Annotated in this window: 15 protein-coding genes; 5 read left to right on the forward strand and 10 right to left on the reverse strand. The window is 47.9% G+C overall.

What is annotated here, in order from left to right; all coding sequences use genetic code 11:
- Window positions 1-70: 70 nt before the first annotated feature.
- The 7 genes from argH to FFM79_RS07210 form a co-directional block, all read right to left on the reverse strand.
- Window positions 71-1,465, reverse strand: coding sequence for an argininosuccinate lyase (argH, locus tag FFM79_RS07180; RefSeq protein WP_137642795.1), 1,395 nt, complete (start codon window positions 1,463-1,465; stop codon window positions 71-73).
- The gene (locus FFM79_RS07185; RefSeq protein WP_137642796.1) at window positions 1,465-2,706 is read right to left on the reverse strand and encodes an argininosuccinate synthase; all 1,242 of its coding nucleotides are present in this window, start codon (window positions 2,704-2,706) and stop codon (window positions 1,465-1,467) included. Before FFM79_RS07185 ends, argH begins: the two co-directional genes overlap by 1 nt.
- Window positions 2,707-3,008: 302 nt before the next feature.
- Window positions 3,009-3,485, reverse strand: coding sequence for an S-ribosylhomocysteine lyase (locus FFM79_RS07190; protein WP_137642797.1), 477 nt, complete (start codon window positions 3,483-3,485; stop codon window positions 3,009-3,011).
- A 60-nt stretch (window positions 3,486-3,545) separates the two neighbouring features.
- The gene (gene uvrA / locus FFM79_RS07195; RefSeq protein WP_137642798.1) at window positions 3,546-6,398 is read right to left on the reverse strand and encodes an excinuclease ABC subunit UvrA; all 2,853 of its coding nucleotides are present in this window, start codon (window positions 6,396-6,398) and stop codon (window positions 3,546-3,548) included.
- Between the two features lie 11 nt (window positions 6,399-6,409).
- Complete coding sequence (uvrB, locus tag FFM79_RS07200) at window positions 6,410-8,413, reverse strand: excinuclease ABC subunit UvrB (protein ID WP_137642799.1); 2,004 nt, start codon at window positions 8,411-8,413, stop codon at window positions 6,410-6,412.
- Between the two features lie 180 nt (window positions 8,414-8,593).
- Window positions 8,594-9,241 carry an HD domain-containing protein gene (locus FFM79_RS07205; protein WP_137642800.1) on the reverse strand — a complete coding sequence of 216 codons (648 nt, stop codon included), beginning with the start codon at window positions 9,239-9,241 and terminating at the stop codon, window positions 8,594-8,596.
- A 68-nt stretch (window positions 9,242-9,309) separates the two neighbouring features.
- The gene (locus FFM79_RS07210) at window positions 9,310-10,503 is read right to left on the reverse strand and encodes an MFS transporter (RefSeq protein ID WP_137642801.1); all 1,194 of its coding nucleotides are present in this window, start codon (window positions 10,501-10,503) and stop codon (window positions 9,310-9,312) included.
- A 282-nt stretch (window positions 10,504-10,785) separates the two neighbouring features.
- Between FFM79_RS07210 and FFM79_RS07215 the strand changes: the two genes are divergently transcribed.
- Window positions 10,786-11,346, forward strand: a complete 561-nt coding sequence (locus tag FFM79_RS07215) for a M15 family metallopeptidase (protein ID WP_137642802.1) — start codon at window positions 10,786-10,788, stop codon at window positions 11,344-11,346.
- Between the two features lie 192 nt (window positions 11,347-11,538).
- Here FFM79_RS07215 and FFM79_RS07220 read toward each other — a convergent pair whose 3' ends face one another.
- Window positions 11,539-12,897, reverse strand: a complete 1,359-nt coding sequence (locus tag FFM79_RS07220; RefSeq protein ID WP_137642803.1) for an FAD-dependent oxidoreductase — start codon at window positions 12,895-12,897, stop codon at window positions 11,539-11,541.
- A gap of 146 nt (window positions 12,898-13,043) precedes the next feature.
- Between FFM79_RS07220 and FFM79_RS07225 the strand changes: the two genes are divergently transcribed.
- Together FFM79_RS07225 and FFM79_RS07230 are read left to right on the forward strand one after the other, a co-directional pair.
- A complete protein-coding gene (locus FFM79_RS07225; protein ID WP_137642804.1) occupies window positions 13,044-13,754 on the forward strand; it encodes an EAL domain-containing protein in 711 nt (236 codons plus the stop codon).
- A gap of 489 nt (window positions 13,755-14,243) precedes the next feature.
- Window positions 14,244-14,834 (forward strand): MarR family winged helix-turn-helix transcriptional regulator, encoded by a 591-nt coding sequence (locus FFM79_RS07230; protein ID WP_137642805.1) that lies wholly within the window; start codon window positions 14,244-14,246, stop codon window positions 14,832-14,834.
- A 238-nt stretch (window positions 14,835-15,072) separates the two neighbouring features.
- Here the strand turns inward: FFM79_RS07230 and FFM79_RS07235 are convergent, their stop codons facing one another.
- Complete coding sequence (locus FFM79_RS07235) at window positions 15,073-16,800, reverse strand: phospho-sugar mutase (protein ID WP_137642806.1); 1,728 nt, start codon at window positions 16,798-16,800, stop codon at window positions 15,073-15,075.
- A gap of 244 nt (window positions 16,801-17,044) precedes the next feature.
- On the opposite strand from FFM79_RS07235, the gene FFM79_RS07240 reads away from it, so the two are divergent.
- Both FFM79_RS07240 and FFM79_RS07245 read left to right on the forward strand, forming a co-directional pair.
- Complete coding sequence (locus tag FFM79_RS07240; RefSeq protein WP_137642807.1) at window positions 17,045-17,497, forward strand: DUF3290 domain-containing protein; 453 nt, start codon at window positions 17,045-17,047, stop codon at window positions 17,495-17,497.
- Window positions 17,497-18,129 carry a DUF421 domain-containing protein gene (locus FFM79_RS07245; RefSeq protein ID WP_137642808.1) on the forward strand — a complete coding sequence of 211 codons (633 nt, stop codon included), beginning with the start codon at window positions 17,497-17,499 and terminating at the stop codon, window positions 18,127-18,129. Before FFM79_RS07240 ends, FFM79_RS07245 begins: the two co-directional genes overlap by 1 nt.
- Window positions 18,130-18,756: 627 nt before the next feature.
- On the opposite strand, the gene trxB is transcribed toward FFM79_RS07245, so the two are convergent.
- Window positions 18,757-19,695, reverse strand: coding sequence for a thioredoxin-disulfide reductase (trxB, locus tag FFM79_RS07250; protein ID WP_137642809.1), 939 nt, complete (start codon window positions 19,693-19,695; stop codon window positions 18,757-18,759).
- Window positions 19,696-19,740 lie beyond the last annotated feature (45 nt).

The following is a 19,740-nucleotide window of genomic DNA, read 5'->3' on the forward strand; positions in this document are numbered from 1 at the left end:
CAAAAAGTGGGTGCGTTTCCACGCCCCACTTTTCATCATCAGCTATTTAATTTGAGAATGGTTGGCCTCATTAATCCTGAGCGTCCTTTGCCAGTTGCGCCTGTGCGCGTTTTAATTCCTGACGAATTTGGTCAAAGCCGGTTCCCCCAAGAGAATGCCGCCGTTCAACCGCTACCTTGGCGTCTAAATCGTGATAGACATCCGCTTCAATTAATGGCGAAATTTCCTGAAATTCACTCAACGGAATGTCCTGCAACGGCCGGTGTTTTTGAATGCCTTCTAAGACCAGCTTGCCCACAATCGCGTGGGCTTCCCGGAACGGCATGCCCTTATTGGCTAAGTAGTCCGCCAATTCCGTCGCGTTTGAGAAATCGTTCGTGGTTGCGTGCGCCATTTGCGCCTTATTAACCGTCAGCGTTGCCAGCATGCCCGTAAAGACGTGCAAACTCGTCAGTACCGTCGTGACGGTATCAAAGGCCCCCTCCTTATCTTCTTGTAAGTCCTTATTATAGGCTAGCGGGATCGCTTTCATGACCGTTAACAGGCCCATCAAGTTGCCATAAACCCGACCAGCTTTGCCCCGAATCAGTTCAGCCATATCTGGATTCTTTTTCTGGGGCATGATTGAACTGCCAGTTGAAAATTGGTCACTTAGACTAATGTAGTTAAATTCATAACTACTCCAGCTAACAAGTTCTTCACAAAAACGTGATAAGTGCATCATCAGGATTGCCGCGTTACTAAGGAACTCCAATACGAAATCCCGGTCCGAAACGGCGTCTAAACTATTATGGTAAACCTGACTAAAACCTAATAATTGGGCACTATATTCACGGTCAATTGGAAAGGTCGTTCCCGCTAGCGCTGCCGCGCCCAACGGTGAAATATCGGTATGCTGTATATTGAACTTGAACCGTTCAATATCGCGTCGAAACATTTGATAATATGCCAATAAATAGTGCGCGTAAGAAATCGGTTGCGCGTGTTGCAAGTGCGTATACCCCGGCATCACCGTTGTAACGTTGGCCGCGGCCTTTTCAACCAGTACTTCTTCAAGCGCCTGTAAGCGCGCTAAAATTTTAGGCAGTTGGTGTTTCAAGTACAGGTGAAAATCCGTGGCGACCTGGTCATTTCGGGAACGCGCGGTATGCAGTTTCCCGGCGACTGGTCCAATTTCCGCCGTTAACAACGCTTCAATATTCATATGAATATCTTCGTTAACGGTTGAAAATTCTAACTGACCAGCTTGAAGCCGCTTTTCAAGCGTTTCTAATCCCGCCACAATTTGATCAACATCCTCAGCGGGCAAAATCCCCGTCTTTTTAAGCATCTTAACGTGCGCTAACGAACCGGTAATGTCTTCGGCGGCCAGTAACTGATCAAAGCCAATTGACGCACCAAATTCATCAACGTACTTGGCGACGGTTTCCGTAAACCGACCACCCCATAACTTTTGCGTACTCATTAGGCGTGTTCCTTAGTCGTTTGAGCCTTTTGATCGGCAGCGACCTTCGCCTGAACCTGGGCGTTGACCTGGGTTGGGAGCCCCCATAATTTAATAAAACCAACGGCCGCTTGTTGATCGAAGGAGTCAGCCGCCGTGTAGGTTGCCAAGTTTTCATCGTACAGTGAGTTAGGTGACTTCCGACCTTCAGTGATGACGTTCCCCTTGAAGAGTTGCACCCGAACGACTCCGTTAACGACTTGTTGGGTTTGCTTGATAAAGGCAACCATCGCGTCCATTAAAGGTGAGAACCAGAGGCCGTTATAGATCGTATCCGCAAGTTTCTGTTCAATTAATGGTTTGAAGTGCGCTAATTCCCGTTCGAACGTTAAGTCTTCCAAATCCTTATGGGCCTTGAGTAGGACGGTCGCGGCCGGTGCTTCGTACACTTCCCGCGATTTAATCCCGACTAATCGGTTTTCAATGTGGTCGATCCGGCCAATTCCGTGTTCACCCGCAATTTTATCTAACTTGATAATCAAGCTAGCCAGGTCCATGGCTTCGCCATCCAACGCCACCGGAACGCCCGCCTCAAACGTAATCTCTAACGTCGTTGGTTGGTCCGGCGTGTCCGCCAAGGCCTTCGTCCGGTCAAACGCATCCGCAGGCGCACCCGCCCATGGATCTTCAAGGACGCCACATTCGTTGGCCCGGCCCCATAAGTTTTCATCGATGGAATACGGGCTATCAAGATTAATCGGAACGGGAATGTTGTGTTGCTTAGCGTAGTCAATTTCTTCTTCCCGTGACCAGTGCCAATCCCGAACCGGCGCTTCAATTTTAATGTCAGGTGCTAACGCGTGGATCGCAACTTCAAACCGGACCTGGTCGTTCCCCTTACCGGTACAACCGTGCGCGATTGCGACCGCGTGTTCCTTCTTAGCTAAGGTAACTAATTTCTTAGCAATCAACGGCCGTGAGAGGGCCGAAACCAACGGATATTCTCCCTCATATAGGGCGTGGCCTTGCAGCGCGATTAACGCGTACTCTTCGGCAAATTCCTGGTTAGCATCGATCATGTAGGACGAAACGGCGCCCAACTTTAGCGCCTTTTCCTTGATGGCGTCCATGTCCTTACCTTCACCGACATCAATTCCACAAGCAACCACGTCGTAGCCCTTATCCTTTAGCCAACTAATGGCAACCGAAGTATCTAACCCGCCAGAATATGCCAAAATAATTTTTTTGTTTTGTTCAACCATTTCTCATTACCTCCGTCAATGTTTGCTGATGAATTTCTCAATGACAGTATCGTAGCACCCATTTTAACTTTATGCAATGATTTTTATAAAATATTCTTTATTAGCTAAATATTCACACGTTTTACGGATATTTATACATTTATTCAAAACTTTATGTATTATTTTTTAATCTTAAACTGATAATAATTCCAATTTCACCGCCATCTACTGCTAGTCAAACCGCACTCGGAAATCAGCGCAATCAAAAAGACCGTGATCATCGGCAAGATAATCGCGGTCTATTGATTGCGTTTCAAATAATTTTATTCAACGACTTTGCGGACAAATGGGTCGGAAGAAATTCCCTGGGAGAGAATTAACTTAGCCCATTCCTTAGCAGAGAACAGGGAGTGGTCTTTGTAGTTCCCACAGCTGTCAATGGTCGTCCCCTGCACGTCTTCCCACTTAGCTGGGCCGGCAATGAATTCAAGGGATGACTTCAACGCCTTGGCAACTTCAACCGTATCGTGTTCACCCCAAGTAATCAAGTGGAAACCAGTCCGGCAGCCAAATGGTGAACAGTCAATCACGCCGTCCATCCGGTCACGTAACAACCCGGCTAGCATGTGTTCAATCGTATGCAAACCAGCGGTATCAATTGCTGCCTTGTTAGGTTGAACTAACCGTAAATCAAAGTTAGTGATGGCGTCACCGTTAGGACCGTGTTCCACCGTAATTTTCCGCACGTAGGGTGCGAGTACTTTCGTATGATCTAATGTAAAACTCTCTACTTTAGCCAATCTGAACACTCCTCTTGTCAAAAAATTGCATTACATGCCTAGTGTAGCACACTCGGTCAACTATTTGCTTGGCTGCGCTTGAAGGGCCCGGTCACGCGCCAATACGGGCTTTAAGTACTGGCCAGTATAGCTTGCCGGTACGGCTGAAACGGCTTCCGGGGTCCCGGTCGCAACGACCGTACCACCGCCTTCGCCACCTTCTGGGCCTAAGTCGATCAAGTAATCCGCCGACTTAACGACGTCTAAATTATGTTCAATAATCAGAACCGTATTACCCGCATCTACGAGCCGTTGTAGAACCCCAATCAAGCGGCGAATATCTTCACTATGCAGCCCCGTCGTTGGTTCATCCAAGATGTAAAAGTTCTTCCCGGACTGTTGCTTGTGCAATTCAGCGGCTAACTTCATCCGCTGCGCTTCCCCACCAGATAGCGTTGTGGCGGCTTGACCAAGCTTCACGTAGCCCAAGCCAACGTCCACTAACGTTTGTAATTTTCGGCGAATCTTCGGAATCGGTTTGAAAAAATCAAGGGCTTCCGAAGCGGTCATTTGGAGAACGTCCGCAATGTTTTTACCCTTGTATTCAACTTCCAAAGTCTCAGAATTATACTGCTTTCCATGACAAACTTCACACGGAACGAACACGTCCGGCAAGAAGTTCATTTCGATCTTCAAAATCCCGTCACCATGACAAGCCTCACAGCGACCGCCCTTGATATTGAAACTAAAGCGGCCCTTTTGATACCCGCGTAATTTAGCTTCGTTCGTCTGAGCAAATAATTCCCGGATATTGTCAAAGACACCGGTATAAGTCGCCGGGTTACTCCGCGGCGTCCGGCCAATCGGGCTTTGATCAATGTTAACGAGCCGCTCAATGTTTTTAACGCCACTGATTGACTTATATTTCCCGGGTTTTTCAGAATTATGATTCAGCTTTTGAGCTAACGCCCGCTTCAAAATGTCGTTAACGAGTGTCGACTTACCAGAACCCGACACCCCGGTCACCACTACAAACTCCCCGAGTGGGAAATCGACCGTGATATTTTTCAGGTTGTTTTCAGCGGCGCCAGTCACCCGAATCTTCTTACCGTTACCTTCACGGCGTGTTTCGGGCACCGGAATAAACCGCTTGCCCGCCAAATATTGGCCGGTTAGTGATTTCCGTGACCGGGCAACCTGTTTAGGGGTTCCGGCGGCCATGACTTCACCACCGTTTTCGCCCGCACCGGGTCCAATGTCAACAATGTAATCGGCCGCCCGCATCGTATCTTCATCGTGTTCAACGACGATCAGGGTATTACCCAAATCACGCATCTTTTTCAACGAATCAATTAGTCGGTCATTATCCCGTTGGTGCAGACCGATTGATGGTTCGTCCAGAATGTAGAGCACTCCGGATAAGTTTGACCCAATTTGGGTCGCTAACCGAATCCGTTGCGCTTCCCCACCGGACAACGTCCGGGCCGCCCGACTCAGTGTTAAATAAGCCAAACCAACGTTTTGCAAGAAGGTCAGCCGGTCGCGAATTTCCTTTAGGATTGGCTTCGCAATCACCAAGTCCTGTTCCGATAATTGCAGGTCGTTGAAGAAAGCGAGTTCCTTACCAATTGCCAAATCGGAAACCGCACCAATGTGTTCCCCGCCAACCTTAACGGCTAACGCCTTGCGGTTAAGCCGGTAACCGTGACAGGTTTGACAAGTTAATTCGGTCATGTACTTCCGCATGACGTCGCGAGTAAAGTCACTACTCGTTTCGTGATAGCGGCGATCCACGTTATTAATGACCCCTTCAAAGACGGCGTCTACGTCGCGAATGCCCCCAAAGTCATTTTGATAATGGAAGTGGAACTTCTGACCATCAGACCCGTACAATAACGTTTGCCGTTGCGCCTTGGTTAAATTTTCGTAAGGTACGTCCATCGGAATTTTCAATTGCTCACAAGCTTGCTTCAGCATTTCAGGATAGTACTGCGAACTGATCGGATTCCACGGTAATAACGCCCCCTCTTCAAGCGTCAATTGCTTATCGGGGACCACTAAATCTTCGTCTACTTCGAGCTTAACACCGAGCCCTTCACAATCCGGACAAGCTCCCTGCGGTGCGTTGAATGAAAAGAGCCGCGGCTCCAATTCACCAACCGTAAAGCCACAAACCGGGCAGGCGTAATGTTCAGAAAACAAAATCGGGTCGCCGCCGATTACGTCGGCAATCGCGTAACCGCCACTTAACCGTAACGCGGCTTCAAAGGAATCGAAGAGCCGCGACCGAATGCCGGACTTAACCACGATCCGGTCAATCACGATTTCAATCTTGTGGCGCTGATTTTTATTGAGGTCAAAGGTTTCCCCGATATCATGAATCTCACCATCGACCCGGACACGCACAAAGCCTTCCCGCTTAATTTTTTCAAAAATTTTCTTATGTTCGCCCTTCTTTTGACGAACAATCGGCGACAAGATTTGGAGCTTAGTCCGTTCGGGCAAACTTTGAACCCGGTTTACCATTTGTTCAACCGTTTGACTGGCAATCGGCGTTCCGTCATTTGGACAAATGGGTTCGCCCACCCGCGCCCATAAGAGCCGTAAATAGTCGTTAATTTCGGTAACGGTCCCGACCGTTGAGCGGGGGTTCTTAGAAGTCGTTTTTTGATCAATCGAAATGGCGGGACTTAACCCGTCAATCGAATCAACATCCGGTTTTTGCATTTGGCCTAAAAATTGACGCGCGTAGGCGGACAAACTTTCAACGTAGCGCCGCTGCCCTTCTGCGTATAACGTATCAAACGCGAGGGAACTTTTTCCAGAACCAGACAACCCCGTAATGACCACTAACTTGTTACGCGGAATGGTCACGTCAATATTCTTTAAATTATGGGCCCGCGCCCCGTGGATTACAATTTTATCGTTTGCCACAAAAAGGCCTCCTAGCTAATCTGTGCTTTTAATTCCATGACCGTATCCCGCAAAGTAGCGGCCTGTTCAAAGTCGAGCTTCTTGGCAGCGGTCTTCATTTGTTCTTCCAGTTTTGCAATCATGTCTAATTGTTGTTCGTGCGTCATGTCGTCGAAGTCCGTTTCTAAGAAGTCGTCCTTCTTACCACTGTCTTCAGCAACCTTGGTCGAAGCAATCAGTTCTGGGATGGCCTTCTTGATCGTCTTCGGCGTAATGTGATGCACTTCGTTATACTTCTGCTGAATCTCACGCCGCCGGGCAGTTTCGTCAATCGCCGCCTGCATCGACGCCGTCGTCGTATCGGCATACATGATGACCGCCCCGTTTTCATTACGGGCAGCCCGGCCGATTGTTTGAATCAGTGACCGTTCATTACGTAAGAAGCCTTCCTTATCGGCATCCAAGATTGCAACTAACGACACTTCTGGCACGTCAATCCCTTCCCGTAAGAGGTTGATCCCCACGAGAACGTCAAACTTACCTAAGCGCAAGTCCCGGATAATCTTAGTCCGTTCAAGCGTTTTAATGTCACTGTGTAGGTACCGGACCTTAATACCTAGATCCTTCATGTAATCGGTTAAGTCTTCCGCCATCTTCTTGGTTAAAGTGGTCACGAAGACGCGTTCATTACGCTCAATCCGCTTGTTAATTTCACCGACCAAGTCATCAATTTGCCCCATGATGGGCCGGACCTCAATGGTGGGATCCAGTAAGCCGGTCGGCCGAATAATTTGTTGCACCACGTGCTTCGTCCGGTCCATCTCATAGGGGCCGGGAGTAGCGGACATGTAAATGACCTGATTAATGTGTTGTTCAACTTCCGCTAACTTAAGCGGCCGGTTATCCAGCGCACTTGGTAACCGAAAACCGTAATCCACTAACATCTGTTTCCGCGCCCGGTCACCGTTATACATCCCGCGCACTTGCGGCATCGTCACGTGTGATTCGTCGACGACCATTAAAAAGTCCTTGGGGAAGAAGTCGAGCAAGGTGTACGGTGGTTCGCCCGGTTTACGGCCGTCCATAAAGCGAGAATAGTTTTCAATCCCGCTGGTATACCCCATTTCCTTCAGCATTTCAATATCATAGGTCGTCCGTTGCTTGAGCCGTTGGGCTTCCAGTAACTTACCATCATTGGTCAGCTCCTTTAAGCGCCCGTCCAATTCAGTTTCAATCCCATTGATGGCCCGTTCCATAATAGCGTCGTTCGTCATAAAGTGGGTCGCTGGGAAAATAGCAACGTGGTCGCGGTCACCGACAACTTCACCCGTCAAAGCGTCAATTTCACGAATTCGGTCAATTTCGTCACCAAAAAACTCCACCCGTAACGCGTGGTCGTCCCGGGAAGCTGGGAAAATTTCAACCACGTCACCGTGAACCCGGAAGCGCCCCCGTTGAAAATCAATGTCATTGCGGTCAAATTGAATATCGACCAGTTTTCGCAAGAGGTCGTTGCGTTCAATCGTCATACCGACCCGTAGCGAAACCACGTGGTCCTGGTATTCGTGCGGATCCCCTAACCCGAAGATACTCGAAACGGACGCCACTACGATTACGTCGTTACGTTCCAGTAACGAACTGGTAGCCGAGTGCCGCAATTTATCGATTTCATCATTAATAGCGGAATCCTTTTCAATGTAAGTATCACTCGAAGGCACGTAGGCTTCCGGCTGATAGTAATCGTAATAACTCACAAAGTATTCGACCGCGTTGTTCGGGAAAAACTTTTTAAATTCCCCGTAAAGCTGGCCGGCCAAGGTCTTATTGTGGGACAAAATCAAGGTTGGCTTATTAACCTGCTGAATAACGTTTGAAATCGTAAAGGTCTTCCCGGTCCCGGTGGCCCCCATCAAAATTTGTTCCTTTTCGCCGGCCTCAACGCCAGCCGTTAATTTTTGAATGGCTTCTGGTTGGTCACCCGTTGGTTGGTAATCCGAAACTAATTCAAAGTGATTATCATCGACTCGATCAATCAAACGCGCCGCCTCCTTTTTTAACTTATCTCAACTAAAACTCGACGAGGTTAAAACTACAACCATCACCGTCATTACGCGCAGCTTTACCGCCACGTTCACTCGAAAAAAATAGGCAAGCCGAAGCTTCCCTATCACTTTCAAACCGTCTTATATTTTAGCACATCGAACATACTTTCGCTATTAATCGGATTGGCCGGGCGCCGCCAAAATTTGGTGCGTCAGCGTTCGCAATTGGTCCTGATTCGTGAACGGTTCCGCCAACATCTCTGGTAGCACCGCCTTCAAGAAATATTGAACGCTAGCCAGCTGCTGAAACGACAGAATCGTCTTCAAACTTTCCTGGTAAATATCGGTAAAGACTGGCTCCGGATTTCCCTTTTGAATTTCACCAAAGGATTCGTAAAGGAGGTCAATTTTATCCGCTACCGAAAGAATCCGTCCTTCAAGGGTATCGTCCTTGCCCTCCGATAACCGGCTGGAATAGGCCGCCCGAAACTCCGCGGGAATTTCGTTGTCCACAAAGTTTTGGGAGAGCTTATGCTCCACGTCCGCTAACATTGAACGAAGCGTCGGGGTCGCGTACTTCACCGGCGTTTTAATGTCACCGATAAACCGCTCATTATAGTCATGGTTAAGCGCCTTTTCATACAGCGCCCGCCAATTAACCGTTTGACCCGCGTTTTCCTCGACGTCACCTAAAAACTGCGCGGTTTCAGCCACTTTAAACGAATGGGCCGCGACCGAATGGTTTTGATACTTAAAGAACCCGGGGGCCCGCTGAATCGTTTCTAAGTTACTCAAACTTTGCAAATATTGATGCATTCCCATTAACGATCACCATCCTTGAAGACTTCAATTTGACCTCAGTGTAGCAAAGCCACCCGGCAGACGCAACTTTAGTGCCGGACTCGGCGTGAACGCTGCGGCAGTTTCAATAAAAACGCCATTAAATAAGAAACAATTAGGAAACCAGCCACCACCAGGTAAGGATAGTGGTAGTTTAAATCTAACAACATTCCCGACATAATTGGACCGATGATGTTCCCAACACTCGTTAGTGACATGTTTAAGCCGTTGATCAATCCCTGATTGGCTTCGGTCGCCTTCGTCAGTAAGGTCGTAATCGCGGGACGGAGCAAGTCGAAGGCCGAAAAAATAACTAAAGTCGCAACCATGACGGCCACCTTGGAATGCGCTTGCGTGATCCAAATGGTGCAAATGGCAGCTAACGCGAAGCACACCCGAATGACGCGCTGTTCACCCCACCGCTGAACGAAAGTATCGAATAACGCAACCTGCAAAAAGAGTGAAATAACGCCGTTTAACGTCAGCACGAGTGCAATGTTATTCAAACTAAAGTGGAACACTTCGTTAACGTAAATACTATAGATACTTTCAAAGCCTTGTAATCCAAACGATGAGACCAAAATCATCGCGAAGAGGAGGATGATTGGCACCGTCCAAAACGCCCGCGTTAACGGGTGGTGTTGCTGGTGGGCCGCTGCCGCCTGGGCCTCCCGGTTCGGGTCAATTTCTTGATCACTTGGCAAGAGCACGATTAAAACAATGGCACTAATTAGGCCCAGTGCTCCGGCCACCCAGAACGGGGTTTTGTAGCTAATGGCTGCCAACATGCCACCGATGCCGGGGCCTAAAATCAGGCCACCACTAAAGGCCGCCGACAACCAGCCAATCACCTTAGCACGTTGATGTTTCGTCGTAATATCAGAAGCCAGCGCCATGGCCGTTGGTACGACCATCGCAGCGGATAAGCCCCCAATCGTCCGGGATACGTTAAAAACGGCCAACTGGTTAGTCAGTGCAAACAAAATTTCCGACGCCATGAATAAGAAAAGACCGAGCGTTAAAACGGGCTTGCGGCCGACCTTATCAGAAACCCGGCCGATAATTGGTGAAGCGACAAACTGGGCAAACGCAAACAACGCGTTCATGACCCCCATATCGGTCGCACTCAGGTGTAAGTCATTTTTAATAAACGGCATTACTGGAATAACCAGACTAATTCCCAAACAGACTAAAAATTCACTAAAGATTAAAATAAAAATGGCTCGTCGTGTTTGCCGATCCATCGTCATCACCCCGATTAGTTTTTTTATTGAAGTACCGTGAACCGCAACCTCAGTAATGCTTCTCCGTACCACTGCAATCAGCTACCGTTGCTTTAGCACACTGCTGTCCATCATAGCAAGCTTGCGCCTAAAACGCTAGCACAAAGCTTAGCGTAGACCACGGCCACGATGCGCCCACACGGCCGCTTAAATTCCGATTAAAGGTGAGCGCTTTCAACCCCATTTAACCCGTCATCCGGTACAATTAAATTAATTACCAATTTACTAAGGAGGGCTCCCCACATGGATCCACAATTAACCGGCTTTTCTGCCATTCAGCGCATCGACCCAAACATCTTCATTGACCTGCGTTACGCGACCACTAATAACTTTACCCACCAGGTGATTTACGACTTCACGACCGCCATCGTTCGCACGGGTACCGCCCAAAAATTGGCGGCGGCGAGTCAGGCCGTCCAAGCCCAAGGCTACCGGCTCAAAGTTTGGGATGCTTACCGCCCCGTTAGTGCACAACGACGCCTATTCGAAGTTTATCCCGACCCCGATTTTGTCGCACCCCCGAACCCCAATTTTAGTCACCAGAAGGGCGTCACGTTGGATTTAACGCTAGCGACCCCCGCGGGACAAGACTGTCCGTTACCGACCGGCTTTGACGATTTTAGCCCCCAGGCACACCGCAACGCCGCTAAGACCCCGGAACAAGAATACTACTATCAAATTCTTGATGCGGCGATGACGGCCGCCGGCTTCGTGGGCTACGTGAACGAATGGTGGGATTACCGTGACGCGGACATGGACGCCTACGAGCCGCTAGCGGCCGACCCGAATGATTTCGCCGATTAACACGGCCACCTTTAATTAATATTCGGCTACTATCGTCAAAAAAGGGGCCTGTGGTATTAGTCACAGCCTCCCTTGTGTCGCCGAATCTTAATAGTCAAAACGGGCGTCAAAAGTCACCAACTAATCAACTTTTGGCACACTCGCAAAAAAGCCCCACGATTAGTTTCGTGGGGTCGTCTTATAAGCATTTAATTAATTAGTCCGCCAATAACCGTGTTCTTGATCAACGGCTTTTTGGGCAACTAAATTCAGGTAATTGAACGGTTCATCAAAATTAGGTGAAAATAACATATCCATAAACGCGAGCTCATCAATCGTATTCCCATTTTGAATAATAACCGATAAAGTGTTGGCAGATTGCGACACTTCGTGGGCACTAATGAGTTGACCACCCAGCACCTTACGACTATTTTGATCATAAACGAGTTCAATTTTAACTTTCTGGGTCGCCGGCATGAAATCGGGTCGATAGTTTCCTTCATAAACCACGCTTTTGGCATTCATGTGCGCTGCCTTGGCTGCCGCCATGGTTAAACCGGTACAAGCAACCGTCTGACCAAAAACAAGCATCCCGGTCGTCGCCTGACTACCAATTGATTTTAAGCGACGTTCGAGCACGTTAATCCCGGCCAAGGTGCCCTGCCGAACAGCGTGTGAGGCTAACGGAATGTACGCCTGACTCATCGTCGGGTTATAGTGCACTTCGGTCGCATCACCAGCCGCAAAAATATCAGGATCCGAAGTCCCCATGTAGGGGTCGGTAATGATTGCACCGTTTTTAGCTAGGTTAACTTGCCCCTTTAAGAGGTCCGTTTGTGGAAGAACGCCCGGACAAATGGCAACCATGTCAACTTGAAAATCACCAGCCGTGGTCCCAATTTGAAGCCCGGCCTCGCCAAGGTCCGTGAACTTAGTAACGGTCGTGTTCGTATGGACATCGACACCGTGCGCCTCTAGAACGGTTTGAACTGAATTGGCAATGACCGGATCCATATATTCGTCTAATAACTGGGCGTTTCGTTGGAATAAAATCACTTCATGGCCAGACTTAACGTACCCTTCCGCTAATTCAACGCCGGCATAACCGCCGCCGACGATACCAATGCGGTGCCCGTGTTGCGCCGCGCTATATAATTCACGCGCCTGATCACAGGTTTTACAGAGCATTACTTTCGGACTTTCAATCCCAGAAATTGCGGGAATTGCCGTCATTGAACCAGTTGCGACAATCAATTTATCATACTGGTCATGGACGAGTTCCTTAGTTTGCAGATTTTGGGCCATAATCTCGTGTGCGTGCGCATCAATTCGAATGACATCAAATTGCATGTTCATTTGAACACCCTGGCGCTTAAATTCTTCCGGATTGGCATAAAAAACATCGTCTAAGTTCTTGACCGTCCCACCCAAGTGTAAATAAGTGGCACAAGACAAGTAGGAAATCTCAGCGTGACGTTCGTATACCGTGATTTCAGTGTCGGGGTAATATTTGAGAATCTGCCGCATCGCGGCGATTCCTGCGTGGGTACATCCAATAATGGCTACTTTCATCGTTCATTCACAGCTTTCAATAACATGATAAATTTTTTCCTATTCGTAATATCGCTATCCCCTCATTTTGAAGTATACTATGAGTATACTGCGATTGTAAAAAAAGTAAACTTATTTAAATTATCATAGTAAAAGGTGATGGTAATATGCAACCAACTTATCGCTATTTTGTACAACCCCAACTAGACGTTCGTACGCACACCGTTTACGGCTACGAGCTTCTGATTAAACAACTCACTCCCGCCGGTTGGCGTTTACCGGAATCATTTGCCAGTATCGACCCTAAAATCATGTCCAAGCTATTAGTGGCGACGACTAAAATTCTCGGCCTTAAAGTTCAGTACTGTTCCGTCAACGTGAGCCGCGAACAATTGGTCGACACTGACGTTGCTAAGGCCATTATTCAAAGTCAGACGCAACTATACCCGGCTAAACTAATCGTGGAGCTCACCGAAGAAACTGGCCCGGGTTGCTATCCCGATACGAAACTGATCCCCCACCTTCGGCACTTTATCGAACACGGTATGCAGATTTCGCTGGACGACGTGGGAACCGGCATCAATGACTTTAAGAGTATTCAAGAATTCTTGCCACTGGCATCCGAACTTAAATTCGCCTTACAAAACTTTCGGACCGGCATTCAGGATCCACAAATCCAACAAAAACTACATTTCTGGCGGGCAATCAGTAACGAATACGGTCTACGCCTCATTTTAGAAGGCATCGAGGACGAAGCCGACGCTCAACTGAGCAATGACTTTGAAATTAACCTCCAACAGGGTTACTACTACGGCCGGCCAGAATTACTGCGGTTACCGGGTGACCCGGTAGATTTTCAGACGGCGACGCAAAGCTAATGGTAACCACTACATTCAAGAAATGAACGCTAATTTTAGTTAAACAACTCTAGACAATTCAACGTAAAAGACGCCCCAAGGCTGGACACAAATTCCAATCTTGAGGCGTCCTTTATTAACATTAAATTTAAGATGCATTAGGTCGTTACTAAACATCTTATCGCAAGGAATATCGGGCAAACAACGAGTCCGCTATTAGCAAGTTTTCTTGACCGCGTTCTTGTTTGCACCCCTACAATGGCCACTGTCCCAACTCGGCTAAGCTTAAATATCCTAATATCGCTGCCGACCAGACCGATACACAAATGGGTCATCCTCTGGGTAATTCGCCTCGTTCTCATCTTATTGATTATCGGACTAATCGCCTACTGGTGCCATCGTTTCAAGTAATTCCTCAGCCGATTAATCAAGTACTTGACTATTTTTTCGACTAGCGTTAAAGTGAATTTAATCAAGTACTTGATAACTTAATTTGAGAGGATCTTAACTATGTCTGAAAACGAAAACTTTTTAACCCGCTTCCTGCGCTTTAACACCCTTCTCCGGCGCTACGAAAATTGGCAACAACGCACTCACGGCTCACAAAGTAGCCTGCACCGGGGGCAAGGTCGCGTACTGGCCGTTTTAAAAATGAAGCCCGAAACGACCCAACGTGAACTGGTTTACGTTCTAAATATGAGTCCCCAAGCCGTTAGCGAATGCCTAGCTAAATTAGAAAAAGCCGGTTACGTACACCGCAGTGCTTCCGCAACTGATCGCCGCGTCATGACCATCAAATTAACCGCTGCTGGTCAGAAGGCCGCCGAACGGAACGCCGAGAGTAGCTCGGATTCTGCCTTTGACGTCTTAACCGACGAGGAGCAACAAACTTTTGATGGCCTGCTTACTAAAGTTGAAAATAAGATTTTAGATGAATTGCCAGAAGACGACTTTGCCCGCCGCACCACGCCGTTTAATGAAATGCCTGGTTGTGGTGGTGGTCGTCCCGGCTGTGGCCGTGGAATGGGACCCATGGGACGACGCTTCAACCGGATGGACGGCTACGGTCCTTCCCGGTTCCCCAATGATTGGCCAATGTAATGCGGTCATCGTCAATGTACCGCACTGGCCGTTAAACGGTCGGAACGTTTACTAATTTATACACAGCCGTCTTGCCCACTTATTCTGGCAAGGATAATGAATTTTTGAGAACTCAACTGGTATCCTCTTTAGCAAATCAACACTGCCTACCATCCAACCCAAATAGGACGCGAAACCGCTAATTCGGTTTCGCGTCCTATTGACTGTTCTAGCGTCGCAATTTCTTGCTAACGCGTCATTATTCTTTAATAAAAGCTTGAATGGCATCCTCAAACTTCGCTAATTTGGTATTAGCTTCGTCTAAGCTAGCACCCAACGTTCCGATATAGAACTTGATCTTTGGTTCCGTTCCGGAAGGCCGAATGGCAATCCAAGTACCGTCTTCCAAGTGGTACTTCAACACGTTAGCCACTGGCAAACTGATTGCGCTGGTATGCCCGTCCTTGAAAGTTTCAACCTGACTTTGGAAGTCCTCGGTTGCTTCGACGGCGTAACCCGCAAAAGTCGTTGGCGCTTCTTGCCGGAATTTAGTCATTAGAGCCGCGATCTTATCGCTCCCACCAACACCATCAAATTCTTCGGAAGTCGTCTTTTCACGGAAGTAACCATACTGCTTGAAGAGGTCTTGCAACCCGTCGTACAAGTTCTTGCCTAAACTCTTGTAGTAGGCCGCTACTTCGGCCAACAGAACCGTCGTTTGAATGGCATCCTTATCGTGCACGAACGGCTTGATCAAGTAGCCGTAACTTTCTTCGAACCCAAACATGTAGGTGTGTTCGCCACTCGCTTCAAAGTGTTCAATTTGTTCCGCAATGTACTTAAAGCCGGTCAAGACGTTGATCATCTTAACGCCGTAAGCTTCCGCAACCTTAGTTGCAAACTCACTGGAAACAATTGACTTAACCGCAGCCGCGTTAGCTGGCAACGTCCCCGCATCCTTGTTCGCTTGCAAAATGTAGTGTAACAAGACGGCGGCAATTTGGTTCCCCGTTAAGAGGACGTATTCACCGTCGGGTTGGCGCACGGCCGTCCCTAAGCGGTCAGCATCGGGATCAACCGCGATCAACACGTCCGCGCCTTCCTTCTTACCTAAATCGATAGCCATCTTGAAGGCTTCTGGGAATTCAGGGTTCGGGAACTTAACGGTTGAAAACTCAGGATCAGCGACGGCTTGCTCTTTAACCACGCTAAAGTTCTTAAAGCCCGCGTTTTTAAGGGCCTTTTCACCTAACATCCGGCCCGTTCCGTGCAGTGGCGTAAAGACTAACTTCATGTCTTTACCAACTTCGTCAACTAATTTTTGGTTGATTGTTACTTCCTTGACCTTGGCCAAGTAGTCTTGATCGACATCGTCACCAATGATCGTTTCGACCTTATCGGCTAACAGTTGGTCCTCATCCGCAACGGCAATCGCAAAGACGTCCGTGACCTTCCGAATATAGGACGTAATCAAATCGGATTCCTTCGGTGGCATTTGCCCCCCGTCTTCACCGTAAATCTTATAGCCGTTATACTGCTTTGGATTATGGCTCGCCGTAATCATGATCCCCGCATACGTATGTAAATGCCGGACCGTAAAGGAAAGTTCGGGCGTTGGCCGCAAGCTTTCAAACACGTACGACTTAATGCCGTGTTGGCCTAAAACCCGGGCCGATTCATGGGCAAAGTCTTGAGAATGGTGCCGCGAATCAAAACTAATCGCAACCCCGCGCTCCTTAACGGCGGCAGGTAAGGTGTCCATAAACCGCGCGAGCCCCTCAGTCGCTTGGCGAACCGTGTAAATATTCATTCGGTTGATTCCGGGTCCTAAGACGCCCCGCATCCCCGCAGTACCGAATTCCATCGGTTGATAAAAGGCATCTTCCAAGGCGGCGTCATCGCCGGCCATGTTAGTTAATTCTTGCTTTAAACTTGATTCTAGTGTTGTTTGGTTTTTCCAGGTACGATAAGTATCTTGCCAACTCACAAAGACCATCCCCACTTCTTATAATTGTTAATGCTCATATGAACCACTCGTCACGAAATAACGAGTTTGCTTAACTAGTCATCTAGAAATAGTATACAACATTAATAGCGGTTACAAAGTAAAATTTACTGAGAATTACCTAAAAACGCCCCCGTCAGTTCTGACGTTAACTGATTTGCGAGCGCCGGTTCGTTCGGTTAGTGCCTGAACTTGGTATAATAGTCTTAATACGAGGGGGTTGCCTATGACGTTTTATTCTTACAACTATTTAGCCAATCAGAACAGCAACCACACGCTGTTCCAGCTTGCAGTAATTAGTATCATTATTTTAATTATTGGTGTATTAAGTTTGCTATGGTACCGGCACAAAACGGACTTAAAGTACCGGGACCTATTTGTCATCATGGTCTTACTATTAATTTTACTGGCCGGCATTCAATTTAACGAGTGGCAAACTTTACGGTCCAGTTTTAGTCAAAAATCACAAGTTACTCAAATTATGAACCGGGTGGCTAACGAAAAAGGCGTCGCCAAAACGGACGTCTGGGCCAATACTAGTACCGTCAACAGCGGCTTGTTAATTAAGGTCAAGGATCACATCTATAACGTGACCGTCAATACGGATGGCAATAGCTATACGCTAACCAGGGCCACGCCGATTCAGCAACCGTTACACTACGTAAAGGGGGCTAAATAATGTTTTCCTATTGGGATGTGACGCTTAAACTAGCTCTTGGTCTGTTAACCATTATTTTACAAATCAACTTATCAGGAAAAAGTAATTTAGCGCCGATTAGCGCCCTCGACCAAGTCCAAAACTACGTCCTCGGGGGAATTGTCGGTGGCATGATTTACAGTACGAGCGTCACCGTTTTACAATTCATGCTAGTGCTACTTATCTGGACGTTCCTCGTTTTAGTGCTGCGGTTCATGACGCACCATAACCACTACGTCAAAAGTTTCATCGACGGGAAGCCGCAACTACTGATTAAGAACGGGGAATTACTGGTTCAAACCGCACTTCGTAACGGCATGAGCGCCAACGACCTAATGTTTCGCCTACGTACGGAAGGAATTACCGACATTCGCTTCGTCAAGCGGGCCGTCCTCGAACAAAACGGCCAGTTAACAATTACCGAAGTTGATGACGATTCCATTAAGTACCCGCTGATTGTGGACGGGCAGGTCAATCAGGACGCCTTGGAAACGAGTGAACACGATTTGGCTTGGTTGGAAGCGCAGCTTGCTGCGCAACACTACGAAATTAGTGATATCTACCTGGCCACTTACACGAACCGGCAGCTATTGCTCTTCCCGTATCAGCGTTGACTGCTTTCCTTCATTTGCCTACGATTAGTCAAGCCTGAAGAGTACAAGTTTACCGCCTTACCGGTTGGTCATAAAGTAGCTGGAAACATACTAATATAGGTGGTGAACACGACTTTAAGGGTTCTATGATTGTGGTGTTGGTCTGCTAAAAAAGTTGCCAGCTGAGTTTTCAAGAAATTTATCACGCTTGCTCAAATAAGTGGATAGGGTTGCGCTTAATTCAGTAAACGTCCCGTAGAACCGACTTCACCAATTGAGATACTAAAGTCAGCCGCAAAGTCTAATATTAAAGTAAGACTAGCCAGTAGCGGGTGTAACCATGGCTCAACTGCGAAATTATTCTTAGGTGGAAGTGGGCTTCTTCCGGCTTAGAATAAGGCTCGAATTTGAGATTGCTCAGTGGTTTTCTGAGTGAGCTCACATCGATGCCCGCAGTGTTCCAGCCAACCGGTTACACCCGCTGCTGGCGACATATCAACACCAATTGGTACAAAACTACCAGACATTCCAATTAAAAAAAGCTCCGTAAAAACCGTGACGGTTTTTACGGAGCTAATTTTAATTTGTTTGATTTCTCAAAATAAGGCTTTTTAAAACGTGAGCGGTTGGACTACCCGCACACTGGCCCTAATTTTTAACTTTGTCGCCTAACGCGGTGATGTAAGCGTAGACCTGCTGACCAGCAGTCCCACCTTCACCAACGGCCGTCGCAACTTGGCGTAAATCCTTCTTGCGGACGTCCCCAACGGCAAAGATCCCGGGAACCTTCGTTTCCATGTGATCGTTCGTTTCAATCCAACCATTTTCGTCAGTAATCCCAAGGTTACCAAACGGCTTCGTGATTGGGTTGATGCCAACGTAAATGAAGACCCCGTCAACGGCGATTTCGCTGTCTTCGCCGGTCTTGTTATTGTTCACTTTGACCGCCGTCACCTTTTTGTCATCACCGACAATTTCAGTGACGTTGCTGTTCCAAACAAATTCCATCTTAGGATTAGCAAAGGCCCGGTCTTGCAAAATTTGTTGCGCCCGGAGTTGATCACGCCGGTGAATGACCGTTACTTTCGAAGCGAGTTGCGTTAAGTAACTTCCTTCTTCAATGGCCGAATCACCACCACCGACAACTACCACGTGCTTGTTCTTAAAGAAGGCCCCGTCGCAGACCGCGCAGTAAGAAACGCCCCGGCCACCGTAAGCATCTTCACCAGGAACCCCGAGTTTACGGTATTCTGAGCCCGTTCCAATCACGATTGCTTTGGTTTCAAAGGTATCACTATCGGTCTTGACGATCTTTAAATCGCCCTGGTCTTCGACCGATTCAACGTTGCCGTACGCGTATTCCGCACCGAATTGGGTCGCGGAGTCGTACATATCCTTGGCTAAATCTGGTCCTAAAATTGATTTGAAGCCCGGGTAATTTTCAATTGCGGCGGTATTATTCATCTGACCACCATAAATTCCGCGATCTAATAAGAGTACGGATAAGTTGGCCCGTGATGCATACAGCGCAGTTGTCATCCCAGCTGGCCCCGCACCGATAATAATCACGTCGTAACGCTTTGCCATTCCAAAAGACCCCTTCCAGTTAATTGACTATGTGGCTAAATATAC

Source organism: Lactiplantibacillus modestisalitolerans (genome assembly GCF_005405425.1).
GTDB classification, from domain to species: Bacteria; Bacillota; Bacilli; order Lactobacillales; family Lactobacillaceae; genus Lactiplantibacillus; species Lactiplantibacillus modestisalitolerans.

What these genes read in the sequence shown, in the direction of transcription:
- argH (WP_137642795.1), bottom strand. Translation starts at nt 1,465, where the DNA reads ATGAGTACGCAAAAGTTATGGGGTGGTCGGTTTACGGAAACCGTCGCC.
- FFM79_RS07185 (WP_137642796.1), bottom strand. Translation starts at nt 2,706, where the DNA reads ATGGTTGAACAAAACAAAAAAATTATTTTGGCATATTCTGGCGGGTTA.
- FFM79_RS07205 (WP_137642800.1), bottom strand. Translation starts at nt 9,241, where the DNA reads ATGGGAATGCATCAATATTTGCAAAGTTTGAGTAACTTAGAAACGATT.
- FFM79_RS07210 (WP_137642801.1), bottom strand. Translation starts at nt 10,503, where the DNA reads ATGGATCGGCAAACACGACGAGCCATTTTTATTTTAATCTTTAGTGAA.
- FFM79_RS07215 (WP_137642802.1), top strand. Translation starts at nt 10,786, where the DNA reads ATGGATCCACAATTAACCGGCTTTTCTGCCATTCAGCGCATCGACCCA.
- FFM79_RS07220 (WP_137642803.1), bottom strand. Translation starts at nt 12,897, where the DNA reads ATGAAAGTAGCCATTATTGGATGTACCCACGCAGGAATCGCCGCGATG.
- FFM79_RS07225 (WP_137642804.1), top strand. Translation starts at nt 13,044, where the DNA reads ATGCAACCAACTTATCGCTATTTTGTACAACCCCAACTAGACGTTCGT.
- FFM79_RS07230 (WP_137642805.1), top strand. Translation starts at nt 14,244, where the DNA reads ATGTCTGAAAACGAAAACTTTTTAACCCGCTTCCTGCGCTTTAACACC.
- FFM79_RS07240 (WP_137642807.1), top strand. Translation starts at nt 17,045, where the DNA reads ATGACGTTTTATTCTTACAACTATTTAGCCAATCAGAACAGCAACCAC.
- FFM79_RS07245 (WP_137642808.1), top strand. Translation starts at nt 17,497, where the DNA reads ATGTTTTCCTATTGGGATGTGACGCTTAAACTAGCTCTTGGTCTGTTA.
- trxB (WP_137642809.1), bottom strand. Translation starts at nt 19,695, where the DNA reads ATGGCAAAGCGTTACGACGTGATTATTATCGGTGCGGGGCCAGCTGGG.